This window comes from Oceanospirillum linum (assembly GCF_001995095.2).
Lineage (GTDB): Bacteria > Pseudomonadota > Gammaproteobacteria > Pseudomonadales > Halomonadaceae > Oceanospirillum > Oceanospirillum linum.
The window spans coordinates 430,485-448,919 of sequence record NZ_MTSD02000003.1 but is presented as its reverse complement, the minus strand read 5'-3'; the positions used below and the strand labels follow the sequence as shown (position 1 = coordinate 448,919).

At 50.9% G+C, this 18,435-nt stretch carries 16 protein-coding genes and 1 riboswitch; of the genes, 5 read left to right on the top strand and 11 right to left on the bottom strand.

The features are described 5' to 3' along the window. Nucleotides 1-3 precede the first annotated feature (3 nt). Nucleotides 4-879, bottom strand: a complete 876-nt coding sequence (locus BTA35_RS10030; RefSeq protein WP_078319663.1) for a heme/hemin ABC transporter substrate-binding protein — start codon at nucleotides 877-879, stop codon at nucleotides 4-6. A gap of 146 nt (nucleotides 880-1,025) precedes the next feature. Here BTA35_RS10030 and BTA35_RS10025 point away from each other — a divergent pair, with 146 nt between their 5' ends. Further along, on the top strand, nucleotides 1,026-1,565 hold the full coding sequence (locus BTA35_RS10025) for a HugZ family pyridoxamine 5'-phosphate oxidase (RefSeq protein ID WP_078319787.1): 540 nt from the start codon (nucleotides 1,026-1,028) through the stop codon (nucleotides 1,563-1,565). 44 nt (nucleotides 1,566-1,609) lie between these two features. Here the strand turns inward: BTA35_RS10025 and BTA35_RS10020 are convergent, their stop codons facing one another. Both BTA35_RS10020 and thiC read right to left on the bottom strand, forming a co-directional pair. Then, nucleotides 1,610-2,824 (bottom strand): polyhydroxyalkanoate depolymerase, encoded by a 1,215-nt coding sequence (locus tag BTA35_RS10020; protein WP_078319662.1) that lies wholly within the window; start codon nucleotides 2,822-2,824, stop codon nucleotides 1,610-1,612. Nucleotides 2,825-3,209: 385 nt separating this feature from the next. Then, nucleotides 3,210-5,111 (bottom strand): phosphomethylpyrimidine synthase ThiC, encoded by a 1,902-nt coding sequence (gene thiC, locus BTA35_RS10015; protein ID WP_078319661.1) that lies wholly within the window; start codon nucleotides 5,109-5,111, stop codon nucleotides 3,210-3,212. A 230-nt stretch (nucleotides 5,112-5,341) separates the two neighbouring features. Then, nucleotides 5,342-5,446: riboswitch (TPP riboswitch) on the bottom strand. Nucleotides 5,447-5,555: 109 nt separating this feature from the next. Between thiC and BTA35_RS10010 the strand changes: the two genes are divergently transcribed. The 3 genes from BTA35_RS10010 to BTA35_RS10000 all read left to right on the top strand — a co-directional run bounded on the left by BTA35_RS10010 (nucleotide 5,556) and on the right by BTA35_RS10000 (nucleotide 10,261). Next, a complete protein-coding gene (locus tag BTA35_RS10010) occupies nucleotides 5,556-6,020 on the top strand; it encodes a hypothetical protein (RefSeq protein ID WP_078319660.1) in 465 nt (154 codons plus the stop codon). Nucleotides 6,021-6,329: 309 nt separating this feature from the next. Beyond that, the gene (locus BTA35_RS10005; protein WP_160054990.1) at nucleotides 6,330-7,646 is read left to right on the top strand and encodes a TolC family outer membrane protein; all 1,317 of its coding nucleotides are present in this window, start codon (nucleotides 6,330-6,332) and stop codon (nucleotides 7,644-7,646) included. Between the two features lie 158 nt (nucleotides 7,647-7,804). Further along, complete coding sequence (locus tag BTA35_RS10000) at nucleotides 7,805-10,261, top strand: sensor domain-containing protein (RefSeq protein WP_078319658.1); 2,457 nt, start codon at nucleotides 7,805-7,807, stop codon at nucleotides 10,259-10,261. A 24-nt stretch (nucleotides 10,262-10,285) separates the two neighbouring features. On the opposite strand, the gene hemW is transcribed toward BTA35_RS10000, so the two are convergent. From hemW to BTA35_RS09960, 8 genes are all read right to left on the bottom strand, one after another. Next, nucleotides 10,286-11,470 carry a radical SAM family heme chaperone HemW gene (gene hemW / locus BTA35_RS09995; protein ID WP_078319657.1) on the bottom strand — a complete coding sequence of 395 codons (1,185 nt, stop codon included), beginning with the start codon at nucleotides 11,468-11,470 and terminating at the stop codon, nucleotides 10,286-10,288. Between the two features lie 39 nt (nucleotides 11,471-11,509). Further along, nucleotides 11,510-12,109, bottom strand: a complete 600-nt coding sequence (gene rdgB, locus BTA35_RS09990) for an RdgB/HAM1 family non-canonical purine NTP pyrophosphatase (protein WP_078319656.1) — start codon at nucleotides 12,107-12,109, stop codon at nucleotides 11,510-11,512. 136 nt (nucleotides 12,110-12,245) lie between these two features. Next, nucleotides 12,246-12,710 (bottom strand): DUF4426 domain-containing protein, encoded by a 465-nt coding sequence (locus tag BTA35_RS09985; protein WP_238377554.1) that lies wholly within the window; start codon nucleotides 12,708-12,710, stop codon nucleotides 12,246-12,248. Between the two features lie 158 nt (nucleotides 12,711-12,868). Continuing rightward, nucleotides 12,869-13,468, bottom strand: coding sequence for a methionine biosynthesis protein MetW (metW, locus tag BTA35_RS09980; protein WP_078319655.1), 600 nt, complete (start codon nucleotides 13,466-13,468; stop codon nucleotides 12,869-12,871). Next, a complete protein-coding gene (gene metX, locus BTA35_RS09975; protein ID WP_078319654.1) occupies nucleotides 13,459-14,643 on the bottom strand; it encodes a homoserine O-succinyltransferase MetX in 1,185 nt (394 codons plus the stop codon). Before metX ends, metW begins: the two co-directional genes overlap by 10 nt. Before the next feature lie 290 nt (nucleotides 14,644-14,933). Beyond that, complete coding sequence (locus tag BTA35_RS09970) at nucleotides 14,934-15,527, bottom strand: YggT family protein (RefSeq protein ID WP_078319653.1); 594 nt, start codon at nucleotides 15,525-15,527, stop codon at nucleotides 14,934-14,936. Nucleotides 15,528-15,695: 168 nt separating this feature from the next. Further along, complete coding sequence (gene proC, locus BTA35_RS09965; RefSeq protein ID WP_078319652.1) at nucleotides 15,696-16,520, bottom strand: pyrroline-5-carboxylate reductase; 825 nt, start codon at nucleotides 16,518-16,520, stop codon at nucleotides 15,696-15,698. Between the two features lie 77 nt (nucleotides 16,521-16,597). Beyond that, nucleotides 16,598-17,302 carry a YggS family pyridoxal phosphate-dependent enzyme gene (locus BTA35_RS09960; protein WP_078319651.1) on the bottom strand — a complete coding sequence of 235 codons (705 nt, stop codon included), beginning with the start codon at nucleotides 17,300-17,302 and terminating at the stop codon, nucleotides 16,598-16,600. A 77-nt stretch (nucleotides 17,303-17,379) separates the two neighbouring features. Between BTA35_RS09960 and BTA35_RS09955 the strand changes: the two genes are divergently transcribed. Then, entirely contained in the window at nucleotides 17,380-18,417 is a 1,038-nt protein-coding gene (locus tag BTA35_RS09955; RefSeq protein ID WP_078319650.1) for a type IV pilus twitching motility protein PilT, read from the top strand. Nucleotides 18,418-18,435: the final 18 nt, after the last annotated feature.

Genomic DNA, 18,435 nt, shown 5'->3' with positions numbered 1-18,435 from the left:
ATATTACTCCTGATGCTTGGCGTCTGCTAATGACGCGCTGGCCTGGGCTTTATCGGACAGGCGTTTTGCTTCTGCCAGAGCAGAAACACTCAGGCCACCGGAAACAATGGTTCGGCCATCAACCGCATAAATTTTTCCATGCTGCCCCGCTGGTGTGTGTTTTAGCAGTGGATTGCTGTCCAGGAATTTCCTGATGCCATCTTGCGGGTCACGGGTTGAGACCAGAATAATACTTGGCTGCATCGCGACTAAAGCTTCAACAGAGATGCTTCGGTAGTTATCGTAATCCGCCAGATTTTGGGCTCCGGTCAGTGCAATTAAAGCACCGCCGCCGGTTTTTCTCCCCGCCATACGCAGTTTGCTGTCCATGCTTAGCAGAAAAACAGCGTTTTCTTGCTGCAGAGATTGTGCTTGCAGTTGCTGCAGCGTTTTCTTGTTTTCTTCAATCAGGCTGTTGCCCAGATGGGGCTGTCCCAGCTGCTGAGCCAGAGTGTGAATGTTCTGATTAAGCTGCTCTGTGGTATGGGCTACGGGAAGCTGAATCAGTTTAACGGGGCTCTGTTTCAGCTGTTTAATCACATGGTCAGGGCCCATATGGTTGCTGCCGATCAGAATATCCGGGTTCATACTCATAATACCTTCTGCAGACAGGTTGCGGTGGTAGCCTATCGAAGGGAGCGGGTTATCGGTATCCGGTTGTGTGCTGGTGACATCGATCGCGATCAGCTGATCCTGCAGGCCAAAAGCGACCAGGAGTTCGGTGCTGCCAGAGTCGGCACTGATAATACGTTGATTCCCGGCCGCGAAGCTGACGGCAGACAGGGTAAGTGTCAGTGCAAAAAGTAGCTGACGGATCAGAGGCGAATTAGGTCGGGTCATGGCTCTCTCACATGGGGTTCGGATTCAATGGCAGGTTATGCTGCAGCTTTCAGCAAAGACTAATGATAATAATTAGTATTTGCAAGAATCAGTTTTCAGCATTATCGTAGGAGGGTTAAAAGAACAAAGGCTCAATGGAGATAGCTATGACCCCCGAAGAAAAACAGCAAAAGCTGGCGGTTAAAATTAACCGTGATGTGATGGACTTTATTGAAAGCCGTAAAAGCCTGTTTCTATCGAGCATACAGCCCGATGGGAAGCCCTATGCATCATATGCACCCTTTGCTATCGGGGATGAATGCCTTTATGTGTTGCTGAGTGAAATAGCGCTGCATGCGATTAATTTGCAGCATAACCCAGAGGCGTCTGTACTGATTGCACAGGATGAAGATAGTGCAAAAGAACTGTTTGCACGGATACGGGTTAATTATTCGGTTAACGCAGAACTGCTGGAAACGGATTCTGCGGCGTGGTCGGAGGGTGTCGATATTTTAGAAGCGCGTCTGGGTGAACGTATCCGGAATCTGAGTCAGTTGTCTGACTTCCGCCTCTTCCGTCTCAAACCCCAGGGCGGACGTTTCGTTAAAGGTTTTGGTGCCGCCTATACATTGGTGGGCAACTCGCTGGCCGGTGAAGATGTTAACCACCTGCGGGAAGGCCATAAAAAACGCACAGAGGCGGCATAAAAAATACCCAAAAGGGGCGGCAGCCCCTGCTACATCAACTCCCTCTATAGAGATCGCATAAAGGTTTTAATCTTAGGTGCGATCTCTTCCCGGAAGCGGCGGCCATTAAAGATGCCGTAATGACCAACGTCCTGTTGAATATAGTGCTGGCGCTTGGTTTTTGGAATCTTGCTTAGAATGTCATGGGCAGCTTCTGTTTGCCCCATGCCGGTAATGTCGTCGTTTTCCCCTTCAATGGTCATCAGTGCGGTTCTGGTCACGGCGGCCGGATTGATCTTTTTGCCTTCATAGGTCATTTCACCCCGAGGCAGGTCGTGGTCGAGAAACACCTTCCTGATCGTTTCCAGAAAGAAGGGAGCGGGCAGATCCATCACCGCCAGATATTCGTTATAGAACTTACGATGCGCTTCAGCGCTATCACCATCGCCCTTGATCAGATCGCCAAAGAACTTGAAATGTTTATTCACATGACTGTCGAAATTCATGCTCATAAAGCCGGACAGCTGAATAAAACCAGGGTAGACCCGCTGACCCGCACCGGGGTAACCCTCCGGAACCGTGCAGATAACCTGATCCTGAAACCACTCATAATCCTTGCCGGAGGCGTAGTCGTTCACTTCGGTCGGATTTTTGCGGGTATCAATGGGGCCACCCATCAGAATTAAGGATTTGGGCGCGCAGTGATCTTTCTGTTCTGCCATTACAGTGGTTGCAACAATAGCGGGCACGCTGGGCTGGCAGACGCCGATCACATGGGTATCCGGCCCTAACAGCTGCAGAAACTCAATCAGATAGCGCACATAGTCATCAAAGCTGAAACTGCCCTCTTCCAAAGGCACTTCCCGGGCGTTGACCCAATCGGTGATATAGACCTCATGGTCGGGAATAAACTGCTCCACTGTCCCCCGTAACAGAGTGGCATAGTGGCCGGACATAGGTGCAATAATCAGCACTTTAGGGTGCTGGTATTCGCCTGAGCGGCGGAAGTGCAGCAGATTACAATACGGCAGGGTGTGAACGACCTCTTCGCGGATGCGTACTTGCTGGCCATCAATGTCAGTGAAAGGCAGATCAAAATCGGGTTTTTCGTAGTTATCGGTACAGCGTTCGATCAGCTCAGCCGCAGCGGTAAGCAACTTGCCGGTTTGGGTGATACGCAGAGGGTTCCAGGGTAGTGATAGCTGCTTGCGCCAAGCCTGAGCCCAAAGGTGAACCGGTTGGGCAACCTGGCTGTAATTATGATGGAGTTGATAGAGCATGGCAGAATCCTCTGTGTTGAGCTGACATTATTTTTTATGGTTATTTGTGCGTCGCAGCAATATTGATAATAGACACAGAGACGGGACAGGCAAAGGTTTTTCAGTGACTGATAATCAGGTATTTGTTTTGCTTATTTCGGTTACAGGGCTACCATGGCAGTTTCTCTCCTTTCCAGCTCAGGAAAAAACCGGTCTGATCTGGTGTCAGCTGCTCAAGTACATTCAGCAGGTAATGGCCGGTTTGTGTTTACGGTAGGTGGTATAAAGAGTGGCCTGTGGATACCTCTGGCGTACTGCCTGGTCGATGCCGCCTTGCAAAAAAGCCTCCGCTGATGCGGAGGCTTTAACCGGAATAACTGTTAGGTCTGTATCATATTCGTCAGGTTTACACCTCCTGATACAGCTCAGCTCCCTTTGCCATAAACTCTTTCGATTTCTCCTGCATGCCCTCTTCCGCCTGAGCGTTGATGGCGGCGACCTGCTCCGCATCCAGATCACGGACTTCCTGGGAGATCTTCATGGAGCAGAATTTAGGTCCGCACATGGAGCAGAAGTGCGCCACCTTGGAGGACTCCTTGGGCAGGGTCTCATCGTGGTAGCTGCGGGCGGTATCCGGGTCCAGGCCGATGTTGAACTGGTCTTCCCAGCGGAACTCGAAACGTGCCTTGGACATGGCGTTATCGCGCACCTGTGCGGCTGGGTGGCCTTTGGCTAAGTCAGCCGCATGGGCTGCAATCTTATAGGTGATGATGCCGGTTTTTACATCGTCTTTATTCGGCAGACCAAGGTGCTCTTTTGGGGTTACGTAGCAGAGCATGGCACAGCCGTACCAGCCGATCATGGCAGCACCGATGCCGGAGGTGATGTGGTCATAACCCGGAGCGATATCGGTGACTAGGGGGCCTAAGGTGTAGAAAGGTGCTTCGCCACACTCTTTCAGTTGCTTGTCCATGTTCTCTTTAATCATATGCATCGGTACGTGACCGGGGCCTTCGATAAAGCACTGCACATCATGTTCCCAGGCGATTTTGGTCAGCTCGCCCAGGGTTTCCAGTTCGGCAAACTGGGCTTCATCATTGGCATCATAAACGGAGCCGGGGCGCAGGCCATCACCCAGTGAGAAGGTGACATCGTAGGCCTTCATGATCTGGCAGATATCCTCAAAGTGGGTGTAGAGGAAGCTCTCTTTATGGTGGGCCAGACACCATTTTGCCATGATAGAACCGCCACGGGAGACGATGCCGGTCATGCGTTTCGCGGTCATGGGAACATAGGCCAGACGCACGCCAGCGTGAATGGTAAAGTAATCCACACCCTGTTCCGCTTGTTCGATCAGGGTGTCACGGAACACTTCCCAGGTCAGGTCTTCGGCTACGCCGTTCACCTTCTCCAGCGCCTGATAGATGGGGACTGTACCCACGGGAGCCGGGCTGTTACGTACGATCCACTCACGGGTTTCGTGAATGTTCTTACCGGTGGACAGGTCCATCACGGTGTCAGCACCCCAGCGAATGCCCCAGGTCATTTTGGCGACTTCTTCTTCGATGGAAGAACCTAAAGCGGAGTTACCGATATTACCGTTAATTTTGGTCAGAAAGTTACGGCCAATAATCATCGGCTCGATTTCCGGGTGGTTGATATTGGCAGGAAGTACTGCACGGCCACGGGCGATCTCGGAGCGGACAAATTCAGCGGTAATCTCATCGGGAATAGCGGCACCAAATGATTGACCCGGATGCTGTTCGTTTAGCTGGTGCTGTTCACGCATCTCCGCCAGCTTCATGTTTTCGCGGATGGCAACGAACTCCATCTCTGGTGTGATAATACCCTGGCGGGCGTAGTGCATTTGGGTGACATTTTTACCGGCTTTGGCGCGACGGGGTTTGCGTTGCAGATCAAAGCGCAGGGGTTCAAGCGTCAGGTCGGCTTCGCGCATGCGGCCATATTCCGAAGATAGTTTCGACAGGGTTTCAGTATCGTCGCGCTCTTCGATCCATGGATTACGCTGTGGGTGCAGACCTTTGCGTACATCCACCTGAATGTCCGGGTCACTGTAAGGGCCGGAGGTATCATAAACGCGCAGCGGCTCGTTCTCTTCATTACCAAAGCTGCCGGTGGTCGGGCTAAGACTGATTTCACGCATCGGAACCTTAATATCGGGACGGGAGCCTTCAATGTAGATCTTGCGTGAGTTTGGGAATGGCTGAATAGATGCCTGATCCACCTGTGCGGTTTCGTTCAGTGGGCCTTGCTGATTTTTTTGTGGGGCGTTTTGATGGTTTTGCATCTTGCTTGCCTACCTTTACCGTCATCTGTCTCGGCTGAACTGAAAAACATGCAGTGTTAAACAGTGTGTCCGTAACTATTTCATTTATAACAACGACGGTGTGAAAGGTTGGCTGTGCCGGAGGGGAATCCTGATGATAAAGTTGCCTTGCGTGCTCCAGGGGCGACTCTATTCATTGTTCTGGCCCTTCTTTATGATCGATATCACTGAAGCGCAGATCTACTCTTTATCGGATTCTTTTTCTCGATTCCTACGCTGGAATTACCCAGTTCAGGTTCTTCGGGTTCCGCTGCTTCGCAGCGATCTCAGCCAACCGTGCACCCCGTCAAGATGACCAAGAGTCTAGGTAGGCTGGCAACTTATGTCCAGTGCTTTTAGGCTTGGAAATATGGCTTTGCGGCAATCTGGAAAAGTTTACTGCGAAAAAATGTAAAGATATTTATCATGCTGCCGATAGCAAGGGAACAGTCATCTTTTATTGGTCGTTATCCGATGAAAATCGTTAATCAGCTAGAACAGTCTACCGGTGTTGCAAAGTCAATGAACACCGCTCTGCATAATTCGCAGGGTGGGCAGTTCTCTATGTTGCTGAGTTTGTTAACGACACCTCTCTATGCGTCAGATATTCAGGGTATTGACAGCAACGCCCAGGTGGATCTGCAGCGCCAGAATCTGGAAGCAGATACCAAGGCCCGTAAAACGGCGATGGCTGTTAACCGCGCTATGAACCATTCTATGATTTCCGGCTATGGTGGCTATTTTAGCTTTTTGCGTGCCCTGTCTGATGTCTTTCCGAACATTCAGCAGGTTACCGGGGTTCGTCCGGCCCAAGCCACTAATATCTATCGTGTTGTGGAAACGCCTGAACTGGGTGAGCAGCTGGCCCGTCAGATCAATCTTGCTGCTTAATTCTTCATTATCGCCAATCCTCTGAATTATTCAGGTAATCTTCGCTTAAAGATGTAACTCCGATTAATTATCTTACTTGGGCGCGCTTTAAGCCTCTGCGAGACTTACCGGCTGAATATTATTTTGGTTAACAAATATATTAGGCTGATCTAAAATAGTTGGCGACGGCGATGAAGCATCCTCGCTTATTCGCTATGATAAGCCTTGCGTTATACTGAGATATATCATTTATACCTATCTGGTGTTTCCATGAAGGAGGCACTGTTAATCGCTTTATCTGAACGAATTGATAACGTGCAGGAGCAGACCATGCGACGACTTACCGCTATTTCAGCGGCTTTAATCTCTGCTTTGAGTATTCATGCTCAGGCGCAAACCCTATCCGGCGTCTACCAGGATGCTTTGGAGAACGATTACCAGCTGAAAATAGCCCAGTCTGAATTGAATGCGGTTATCGAAGATGAAAGTGTAGCCTGGGCGGGTGTTAAGCCTACGGTTACGGCAGGTGGCAGCCTGATGAATAACTCCCCTGACGGAACTTATCAGGGCAGTGATTTTGGTGACAACTACAATCAGGCACAGCTGGCGCTGACCGTTACGCAGCCTCTGCTGAATGTGGGGAATATTGCGCAGATTGGTGTTGCTGAAGCGACCACTGAAAAAGCACGCTATGAGTATCAGACGGCAGAAATGGACCTGATGGTACGGGTAACGGAAGCTTTCTTTGGTGTTTTGCGCGCCCAGGATAACCTGACCTCTGCCCAGGCCCAGGAAAAAGCGATCAAGCGTCAACTGGAGCAAGCCAGGCAACAGTTTAAGGTTGGCCTGATTCCTATTACCGGCGTTAACGAAGCTCAGGCCGCTTATGACGGTGCCCGTGCTGCCCGTATTGGCGCTGAGGGGGCTTTGCTGATCAGTGAGGAATCATTACAGCTGTTGACGGGTAAAAGCTATGGCAAGCTGGATACTTTGGCAGAGGACTTTCCAGTGGAATCACCTCAGCCAGCAACGGTTCAGTATTGGATCGATCTGGCCCTGGCGAACAATCTTGATGTGAAGGCTGCTCAGAAGCAGACAGATGTGGCAACGACGGCAGTAAAAGCTGCCAAGTCTGCATATCTGCCTTACATTAATGCTAAAGCTGAGCTGAGTTACCAGAATACGGACTCTTCTGCCGAAACCGATATGACCAATCTGGCTTTAGGCCTTGAAATGGGCTGGCAGATTTATGCCGGCGGCTCTACCAGTGCCAATATCAGAAAGGTTGGCCACTATCTGAACCAGTCTGAACAAGGACTTGAGTTACAGCGCCGGTCTACAGCTCTGAACGCCCGTAGTTACTACATTCAGGTCACCACCAGTGTGCAGCAGGTGGAGGCTCGTCGTCAGGCACTGCTCTCCTCTGAAAGTGCTTTGCGTGCGACCCGCTCCGGTTATGAGGTAGGTACCCGTAACATTGTTGATGTTTTACAGGCGGAGCAGGCCTATTACAGTGCACAAACATCCTATCTTGATACCCGATACAGTTACCTGATTAGCATGATCAAGCTGAAGCAGGCTGCTGGTACGTTAAAACAGGATGATATTGTCGCTCTGGATCAGTGGTTGCAGAAAAAAGCGGGTTAATTATTACTAACCTGATAAGCCCCTCTTGCAGGGGCTTTTTTGTTTGAGTTAGGGTATACCCTCAGAGACTGCATATAATTTTAATAACAAATGTCGCGCAGCTGGTTGCGTCGTGAGGATGCTCCGGATGTGCAGGTCGTGCGACGCCGGAGTAGGCAATGAATACGCAAGGGAAGGCATATATTAACCCCAGCTTGTTTGATACCGGGCCTGTGGTGTTTTTTAAATGGGGCGCCCGGCCGGTTGCTGATGATTTGTGGCCGGTACAGTATGTAAGCGATAATATTGCTGAGCTGACGGGTTATACCGCCAGTACGTTTCTGGAAAAAAAACAGGCCTATTCTGACCTGGTTCACCCTGATGACCTTGAGAGTCTGCTACGTGACTTTTCGCAGGTTATTGACTCTGATACCTCCCGTATTACCCACAATGATTACCGGCTTTGCCACCGTGATGGCCACTATATCTGGGTGACAGGTGTGACGATGATCCATCGTGCCGATACCGGTGCTCCTGAGGGTTTTAGTGGCTACTTAGTGGATGTCAGTGTATCCCGGGAACAATGGCAAAGTTGCCAGGATGACAGCGAGCAGCGCTATCGCCAACTGTTTAAACGTAGTCGGGTTGTTGAGTTACTACTTGATCCGGAATCTGGCGATCTGGTGGATGCGAATGAGGCCGCCTGCCGCTTTTATGGATACAGCTATGAGCAGTTTACGTCTTTGAATGCTTCCGATATCAATGTGATGTCAGAGGAAGAGATTGCTCAGGCGATGGTTGAAGCAGAGAAGGAAAAGCGCAATCACTTTGTCTTTCGGCATAAGCTGGCTTCGGGTGAAGTCAGGGATGTTGAGGTATATAGCGGTCCGGTGGAGCTTCATGGGCAGAAGTTACTTTATTCGATCGTCCATGATATTACGAGCCGTCTTGAAGCCGAGCGGGAAAGAGAAAAGCTTTCTAATGCATTGGATCAGAGTGGCAGTAGTGTCATGCTCACGGATGCAGAGTACAGGATTGAATATGTTAACTGGCAGTTTTGTCAGGTATCCGGCTTTTCTCCTGATGAAGTGATTGGACGGCATGTTGATTTTCTTTCGGCAGGGCGTACTTCTCCGGAGGTGCGTCGCCAGTTGGCAGCCACCTTGGGGCAGGGTAAACCCTGGCACGGCGAGTTGCTTTGTCGTCGGAAAAATGGCGAGCTGTTCTGGCAAAGTATGTCCATTTCGCCGATTGCATGTGCAAAAGGTGAGATTGAGGGCTTTGTCGCTGTTGGTGAAGATCTGACGGCACAGCGGGAAACGGACCGCAAGATTCAGCAGCTGGCTTTTTTTGACCCGATTACCGGTCTCGGAAACCGTCAATTTCTGCTGGATAATCTGGATGAGTTTTTCGCTGAGTCAGAAGCTTCCGGTTTTGAAGGTCAGACGGTTTTAGTGTTTATCGATCTGGATGACTTCAAGAGAGTGAATGATTCTTTGGGTCACAGTGTGGGTGACCGGCTGATCAAGACCGCTGCACATCGCCTGAAAGTGGTGGTCAGTGACTCAGATGTGCTGGTGCGTCTGGGGGGAGATGAGTTTGCGATTATGCACTACACGAACAGCCGGGAAAAACTGAATGACTGGCTGGATCAGCTTTGTTATCAGTTTAACCGCACCGTTAAGCTGGGGCCGCATACGATTAATGCTTTCGCCAGTATTGGCGTTGCTTTTTTACCCCAGGATGCTACCGATACAACAGAAGCCCTGCGCAATGCAGAGCTGGCTATGTACAAAGCGAAGCAACAAACCGGCAGCAGTTGTCACTTTTTCTCACAGGAGCTTAATCAGCAGGCACAGAAACGCATGGATCTTGAAGTTCGCCTTAGAAAAGCGATGCAACATGATCAGCTTGAGCTGTATTACCAGCCAAAGGTATGCCTGAAGAAGCAGAATATTGTCGGCGTTGAGGCTTTGATTCGCTGGAATGATCCTGAGCGTGGTCTGATTCCCCCTCTGGATTTTATTCCCTTTGCTGAAGAAACAGGCTTAATTCTTCCCATCAGTTACTGGGTGTTGGAGACAGCCTGTAAACAGGTCGTAAACTGGCAGCAGACTGGGCGTATGCCCATTAAAATAGCGATCAATTTATCTGCCCGACAGTTCCAGGATCCGGGCTTTGTCAGCCAGGTGGAGACCGTTTTGCAGCATACAGGGGTTGATCCTAAATGGGTTGAGCTTGAGATCACTGAAAGCATGCTGATGGAGAGTATGGATGACATGCTGCCAGTTCTCCATGAGCTAAAGCGACTGGGGGTTAGTCTGGCTATTGATGATTTTGGTACCGGGTATTCTTCGCTGGCTTACCTGAAACAGATGCCAATTGATGTGCTCAAAGTTGACCGTGCTTTTGTTAAAGACCTGCCCCATGGTCAAAACGATTGCGCCATTACCCGGACAATCATTGTGCTGGCTCAGCAGCTGGGTTTAAGTGTCGTTGCAGAGGGGATTGAACAGATTGAACAGGCTGAGTTTCTGACGAATAGTGGCTGTGATATTGGTCAGGGGTTTCTTTATAGTCGCCCTCTCACGCTCATGGATCTGGAAGAAAAGCTGTCCAGGCCACTCCCTGGTTAATGTGTATACCTGTTGGAGAATGGTTTATTCGGAGCTGAGAAAGGTTTCCAGCACCGCATTCAGATAGATAAAACCCTCGTCTGTGGTTTTTAGTCGACCTGTACCGAGCTCCATCAGTCCCATCTCTTGTAGCTTTTTCAACTCTGGGGATAAGCTGCTAAGGGGCTGTCCGGTACGTTGTGGATAAAGTGATTCATCCACACCCTCTTTCAGCCGTAAAGCATTCATCAGAAACTCCACCGGTAGCTCTGCTGGCTCAAGAGCTGTGCGCTGGGATATATAGTCCACCGCGTTCAGGTATTGCTTGGGGTGGCGCTGTTTACTGGTTCGGACAATCTCAAGGCCACCACCGGCTGTCGGCCAGCTAATCTTGCCGTGGGCACCGGCACCAATGGCGAGATAATCACCAAACTGCCAATAGTTAAGATTATGGCGCGCTTCAGAGCCAGTTTTGGCATAGGCTGAAACTTCGTATTGATGATAGCCCGCGGTGGCAATCAGCTGCTGCCCGGCCTGCTGGATCTCCCACAGGGTGTCATCGTCCGGTAGCGGAGGCGGAGCCTGATAAAAAGCGGTATTAGGTTCTAAGGTGAGCTGATACCAGGAAAGGTGGTCAGGCTGAAGATCAATCGCCTGCTGCATGTCGGCAAGTGCCTCTGCTTCTGTCTGATTTGGCAGGCCGTGCATCAGGTCGAGATTAAATCGGCTAAACCCCGCATTGCGGGCGCTTTCGGCGGCACGGATGGCATCATCCCGGCCATGAATCCGGCCAAGGCGTTTCAGCTGAGCTGGGTCAAAGCTCTGAATACCGATGGAGAGTCGATTAACGCCTGCATTGCGATAGCCCTCAAAGCGGGCCTGTTCAACCGTGCCTGGGTTTGCTTCCAGAGTGATCTCTATATCGTCTGTAAAAGGGATGCGCTGCTCAACACCCTGAAGAATTTGCTCAATTGCTTCCGGTGAGAACAGGCTTGGGGTGCCACCACCAAAAAAGATGCTGGTGAGCTTACGGTCCTGTACTCCGGCCAGATCTGCGTCCAGGTCCTGCATCAGGGCCTTGATATAGTCCTGCTCCGGTAAGCCTGCTTCATGGGGGGTATCTGTTGCACCTTTTAAGCGATCAACTCCGTGGGAATTAAAGTCGCAGTAAGGGCATTTCTGTACACACCAGGGAATGTGGATATAGAGGCTCAGAGGCGGCAGGATCATATCAGGGCTCTTTCAGGCAAGTAGTGCAAAATTAAGGCGTTAACCCCGGGCTTTCATCTGGGTAATCAGATCCAGTGTCGCTTTACCGCGATGGCTGTGTTTGTTTTTCTCTTCCCGGGTCATGGCCGCAGCGGTACAGCCCAGCTCATCGATAAAGAACAGCGGGTCATAGCCAAAACCGCCGTCACCCTCCGGGGCTTCCAGAATACGACCTTCCCAGCTGCCCTGAGCAATAATAGGTGTTGGGTCATTCGCATGGCGCAGGTAAACCAGTACACACCAGTAGCGGGCAGTGCGTTCCGCCTCAGGCAGACCTTTTAGCTCTTCCAGTAGCTTGGCATTGTTTTTGGCATCGGTGGCACCTTCGCCGGAGAAACGGGCGGAATAGATTCCCGGAGCACCGTTCAGGGCGTCTACTTCAATACCGGAATCATCCGCCATCGCTGGCTGGCCGCTGATACGGCTGGCCTCCCGGGCCTTCAGCAAGGCGTTCTCAATAAAAGTCAGGCCGGTTTCATCGACTTCTGGAACACTATATTCCGACTGAGGAACTACCTGGAAGCCCAGGGGGGCGAGGACTTCGCCAAATTCTTTCAGTTTGCCTTTGTTACCGCTGGCAAGGACGAGTTTCTGGTTCATAGTAGAGGTTCTCTTCTGCATTCCCACGCGGAGCGTGGGAACGAGTTTTCTGTTTGCTTACCATACTCTCTGCTCGCCCCCACGTTCTGCGTGGTAGCGTTTATGGGAGTCTGATATTCGAGACGGCAATAGGTTTTTACTCACCGTAAAAACGGCGGATAAAACTCAGGTCATAGGGTTCTATATTCGGATCAAAGCGCACTTTCAGGCGAAAGCGAGTGGGTTCATCTTCTGTAAAACGAAAGCTGGTGATCTGATAGATTGCGTTGGGTTCACGGATAGTACGGAACGCCAGATTAACGCTTTGCCCCGCCAGATTGGCTACATCACCTGTGACCAGTGCTTCCACGGGTTTGTAGCTGCCATCAGCCTGTTTTTTCAAGACCGAGATATTGATCATCGCCTGATAGCGGCTGCGGACGATACCGTAGGACTGAGCCACCTCAGGCTGAAGAAAACCTGTGGTAAAAGCGTTGTAGTGAATCTGGTAGTCGCCCACCTGTTCAAACTGTTCCGCCTGAGCCGGGCTTGCCAGGCTCAGCATCAGAGCCAGCCCCGCCATAAGGCTGAGCAGCATACGATTGATGGTTAATACGCGCATATTGAAACTCCAGAGAAACGGTTGGTTTGCCTGTCTGACTTCGGCTTTTCAGCAGGGTTCCGGTTAACGGGTAACGCGGTAGAGCGCTACTTCGCTAAAGCGGGCTTCGAGAGCCCCATAGCTTATGGCTGCTCTCAGGTTCAACTTATTATTCAGAATCAGCGTGTTACCCGATAGATCGCCACTTCGCCGAACAGGTTTGGCCATAGTTGGGTTGCCCAATGACTTTCATGTTCGCTGTTACCGACAGCCCGGTCGATAATCTGCAGATTGCGGCTTTTGCACAGCTGTTCAAAATCCCGAAAGGTCGACAGATGGATATTAGGCGTGTTGTACCAGGTGTGGGGCAGAGATTTGGAAACCGGCATCTCTCCTTTTATCGCCAGATAGAAGCGGCAGCGCCAGTAAGCGAAGTTTGGAAAGGTCACGATACACTCCTTGCCGACACGCAACATCTCTTCCAGCATCAGATCCGGGCGTTTCATCGCCTGTAGCGCTTGGGTCATCACCACAACATCGTAGCTCTGGTCTTTAAAGTTGCTCAAACCGGCATCAAGGTTCTGCTCGATCACGTTAACGCCTTTGGCGATACACTCGGTGATCTTCTGGTCATCAATCTCAAGACCATAGCCGTAAACCTGTTTTTTTTGCTGCAGAAAGTCCAGCAGTTCACCACTGCCGCAGCCAAGATCGAGTACCCGGCTCTTAGGCTGAATCCAGTTTTGAATAATGGCTAAATCAGGGCGTGTCAGGTGCATGCTGTTTCCCCTTTTTCGCAGGCTTTTTGCTGTTCTGCCTCATTGGCTGCACGGTCCATAAAGGCAGAGAAGACAGCCTCATAGCGCTCGTTGGGGATCAGAAATGCATCGTGACCGTGGGGAGATTCGATACAGGCATAACTAACATGGCGACCGGCTTCAGTCAGTGCATCAACGATCTCTTCGGAGCGGGATGGGGCAAAACGCCAATCAGTGCTGAACGAAACCAGCAGAAAGTTACTTTTTGCTTGTCCAAGAGCTTTAGACAAGTCGCCATCGTAGCGTGCCGCCGGGTCAAAGTAATCCAGAGCTTTGGTCATTAACAGATAGGTGTTGGCATCGAAACTTTCTGAAAACGTATCGCCCTGATAGCGCAGGTAACTCTCCACCTGAAACTCAACATCGTAGCCAAAATTGATCTTATCGGTACGTAGATCACGACCGAATTTATCGCCCATGGAGTGTTCGGACAGATAGGTGATATGCCCCACCATCCGGGCCAGGCGTAAGCCGTGGCGTGGGATGGTGCCGTGATCAGCATAGCGGCCATCGTGGAACTCCGGGTCGCTCATGATCGCCTGGCGGGCCACTTCATTGAAAGCGATGTTCTGGGCCGATAGACGCGGGGCTGCCGCAATGACGACCGTGTTGCGCATACGGTCCGGATAGTTAATAGACCATTGCAGTGCCTGCATACCGCCCAGACTACCGCCAACAATAGCGGCCCAGGTGTGGATGCCCAGATAATCTCCCAGGCGTATCTGACTGTTGACCCAATCCGTTACTGTCATCACCGGGAAGTCCGGGCCATAGGTTTTGCCGGTGGCCGGGTCAATGGATGTCGGGCCGGTAGAGCCACTGCAGCCGCCCAGATTGTTCAGGCAGACGACATAAAAGCGGTTGGTATCGATACATTTGCCGGGGCCGATATAGGCATCCCACCAGCCGGGTTTGCGATCATCTGCCGAGTGATAGCCTGCCGCATGGTGTGTGCCACTCAGGGCATGGCAAATGAGTACCGCATTGGAGCGGTCAGCGTTAAGCGTACCGTAGGTTTCGTAAATAAGTTGATAGCTGTCGAGTGTACGGCCACAGGTGAGTTCCAGCGGGGTGTCGAAGTGGGCAATCTGCGGTTCGACAATACCGACAGAATCTTCAGGAATCGCATTAGGCATTTCCCAGGATCTTCCTCAATCAAGATGTCTGCGGGCGGCTTAGCCTCCCCTGCGGTCAACGGTTGCAACAGAATTTCAGTTGCCGCCATTTAAACGGTTGAAACAGGTGTCCATAAGTGCAGGGGCACAAGCCACGGAAAGGTTCACTGTAACACAGTTGCGGTAGCAGAAGGCAGTGCTTTATCAGTAAGAAAAATAATGGATTATCATTGTTTAGTTTGATTTGGTGTCGGCGGGTTAACAAAGAAAAAGGGCAGTCAGAGCTACCCTTTTTTGTGAGATGCCGACGGCTAAAGACCCGCAATCAGGTAGCGGGGCATACCGGATGCCTGTCCAAGAGTTCCCATCACCATGATTTCAATAACATTGATACCAATAAAGACAAAGATCGGTGACAGGTCCAGCCCACCCATAGAGGGAAGTATATTGCGCACAGGAGTCATGACAGGTTCAGTGATCTGGTAGATCAGCATGGCACCGGGATGACTGCTTTGAGGAGCAGCCCAGCTCAGAATGATTGAACCGATCAAGGCGTAGAAGTAGATATCCAGCAAGGTTGTGATGATGCCGGTCAGAGAGCCCAGTATCAGGTTCATTACGGGTGGAAGCCCTTCACCGGCAATCAGGAATACTAATGCGATGCCGATTAACTTTACAAAAAAAGCAACGACCAGAGTTGCGATACTGATACCTTTAACAGGTTTTAGTGCCTTTTGTAGAGGGTTCACCAGAGGGGATGTCGCCTTGGCAATAGCTTGTGAAATAGGATTATAAAAATCCGCCTGTGAAAACTGCAGAATAAAACGCAGCATCATAATAAAGAGATATAAATTAATAAGGGTCATGACCAGAAAAACGCCGGCATTACCTACAGATTGTCCCATCGCGCGAGTGCTCCAAAGCTGGGTTTTGAGTCTTTTCTGCAGCCGATTCAAGCGGCAGTATGATCTTTTAAGTCGTTTATAGCTCTATTGTATGGAGGCAAAGGCGATTATTTCCAGCTTAAATCTGAGAAATAACCACCTTTTTCTCGGTACAGAGTGGTTTCGGGATCAGTTATCCAGCTGATCCGCCAGCTCCTGGCCGCGGTTCGCCGCAGCTTGTACGGCTTTCCTGTATAGCTCTGTCAGGCCACCTTCATTAAAGGTGTTCAGTGCCTGTTCCGTGGTACCACCGGGAGAGGTAACACGACGGCGCAGCTCTGCAGCATCATATTCGCTCTCAGATGCCATGCGGGCGGCACCCAGGGCTGTCTGAATGGCCAGTTTCTCAGCAACTTCGGTACTTAAGCCAACGTTTTCACCGGCCTTTTGCAGTGCCTCCATCGCCAGAAAGAAGTATGCCGGGCCGCTGCCGGAAACTGCAGTGACGGCGTCCATCTGAGCTTCATCTTCGACCCAAAGTGCCAAACCTACCGCTTGCATCAGCTTTTCCGCCAGCCCCTGCTGAATTCCGGTTACTTTACTGTTGGCATAAAGGCCTGTTGCACCACAACCCAGAAGAGAAGGGGTATTCGGCATCGTTCTAACCACGGCAACATCACCGCCCAGCCAGCGCTCCAGGGTTTCTGATTTCAGACCTGCTGCCACAGACACGATCAGAGGCTTACTCTTCTGCACCTGTTCACGAATCTCGTTGCACAGCTCCTGCATCATTTGGGGTTTTACCCCCAGAATCACCACATCGCTTTTGGCAACTGCATCACTATTATCGCTACTGGTAATAATGCTGAACTGGGATTTCAGCTCCGACAAGCGCTCTTCAGAGCGGCGGGTAGCAATAATGTTTTCTGTCGGCACGCCCTTAGCGATCAGGCCGCCAATAATGCTGCCGGACATGTTGCCGGCCCCCAGAAAAGCGAGTTTAACTGCTTGCATGTTGAACCTCTGAATCTGTTTTCCGCTTTCAATTGCGGATTGTTGATGGTGTTTTTTAGCTGGCTTGCCTGAATGGCCTAAGATTGGCCGGAATAATCCCGGGCACCAAAAATGGCCGTGCCGATACGCACCATGGTAGAGCCCTCAGCGATCGCCGCTTCAAGGTCTCCGCTCATACCCATAGACAGGGTGTCCAGCTGAGGGTGTTCCGCTTTGAGCGCTTCCATTGCTCTACGAAGCCCGGCTAAAGGTTCCCGTTGGGCTGCTAAAGTGTCAGCTGGTGCCGGGATGGCCATCAAACCCCTCAGGTTCAGGTTTGGCAGCGTGGCAACGTCTCTGGCCAGCTCCGGCAGTTTTTCGACTGTGATACCGGACTTGCTCTCTTCTGCACTGATATTAACCTGCAGGCAAATATTTAAAGGCGGCAGATCCGTGGGGCGCTGCTCGCTTAAACGGCGGGCAATTTTCAGACGGTCAACACTGTGCACCCACTGGAAGTTTTCAGCAATGGCTCGGGTTTTATTGGACTGAATCGGGCCGATAAAGTGCCAGTTGATATCCAGGTCTGCCAGCTCCTGTTGCTTATCCAGGGATTCCTGCAGATAGTTTTCACCGAAATCCCGCTGCCCTGCATCATAGGCTGCCCGAAGCAGCTCAGCTGGCTTGGTTTTACTGACGGCAAGTAGTGTGACGTCAGTAATATTTCGTTGATATTGCGCACAATAGGTGTCGATCTGCTGGCGCACCCCGGAGAGGTTTCTGGCAATATGAGAAGCTGTCATGAATTCTGTATCCCATGTGGTGGTTGGAATGATAACGGGGATATAGAGCAAACCCACGCATTTGGATCTTTTTGGCCATGGATATTACCGAACTGCTGGCTTTCAGTGCAAAACAAGGTGCCTCGGACCTGCACCTTTCCTCCGGCATGCCGCCCATGATACGCAGCGATGGCGATATGCGTCGCATCAGTGTTCCTGCTCTGAGTCATAATGATGTACACCGGATGATGAACAGTATTATGGATGATAAGCAGCGCCGGGATTACGAAGAATTTCTGGAGATCGATTTCTCCTTTGATGTCCCCGGTATCGCCCGTTTTCGTGTTAATGCGTTCAATCATAACCGGGGTGCCGGTGCGGTTTTTCGCACCATCCCCAGTACTGTTCTGACAATGGAACAACTGGGTATGGGTGAGACTTTTCAGCGACTGGCGATGCTGCCCCGGGGACTGGTTCTGGTAACCGGCCCGACAGGTTCCGGTAAAAGTACTACTCTTGCAGCTATGCTGGATTACATCAATGCCCGTAAATGCCAGCATATACTTACCATTGAAGACCCTATCGAATTTATCCACGAAAGCAAAAAATGCCTGATTACTCAACGTGAGGTCCATCGGGATACCCACTCCTTCCGCGATGCACTTCGTTCTGCGCTGCGGGAAGACCCGGATATTATCCTTGTTGGTGAGATGCGGGATCAGGAAACGATTCGGCTGGCACTGACCGCTGCAGAAACCGGGCATATGGTGTTTGGTACGCTGCATACCCATTCAGCAGCAAAAACGATTGACCGCATCATTGATGTTTTTCCGGCTCAGGAAAAAACGATGGTGCGCTCTATGTTATCGGAGTCCCTGCAGGGTGTGATATCTCAGGTGCTGCTGAAAAAAGAGGGTGGTGGTCGGGTTGCTGCCCATGAAATTATGATAGCGAACCCCGCGATTCGTAACTTGATTCGTGAAGATAAGATCGCTCAAATAAACTCGGTCATTCAGACCAGTGCTGGTCAGGGTATGCAGGCTATGGATCAGTGCCTGAAACTGATGCTGGCAGAGGGACATATTTCACAGGAAATTGCCCGCGGGATGGCCGTTAATCCGAGCCTGTTTATGTAATTATTATGAATTTCAGTC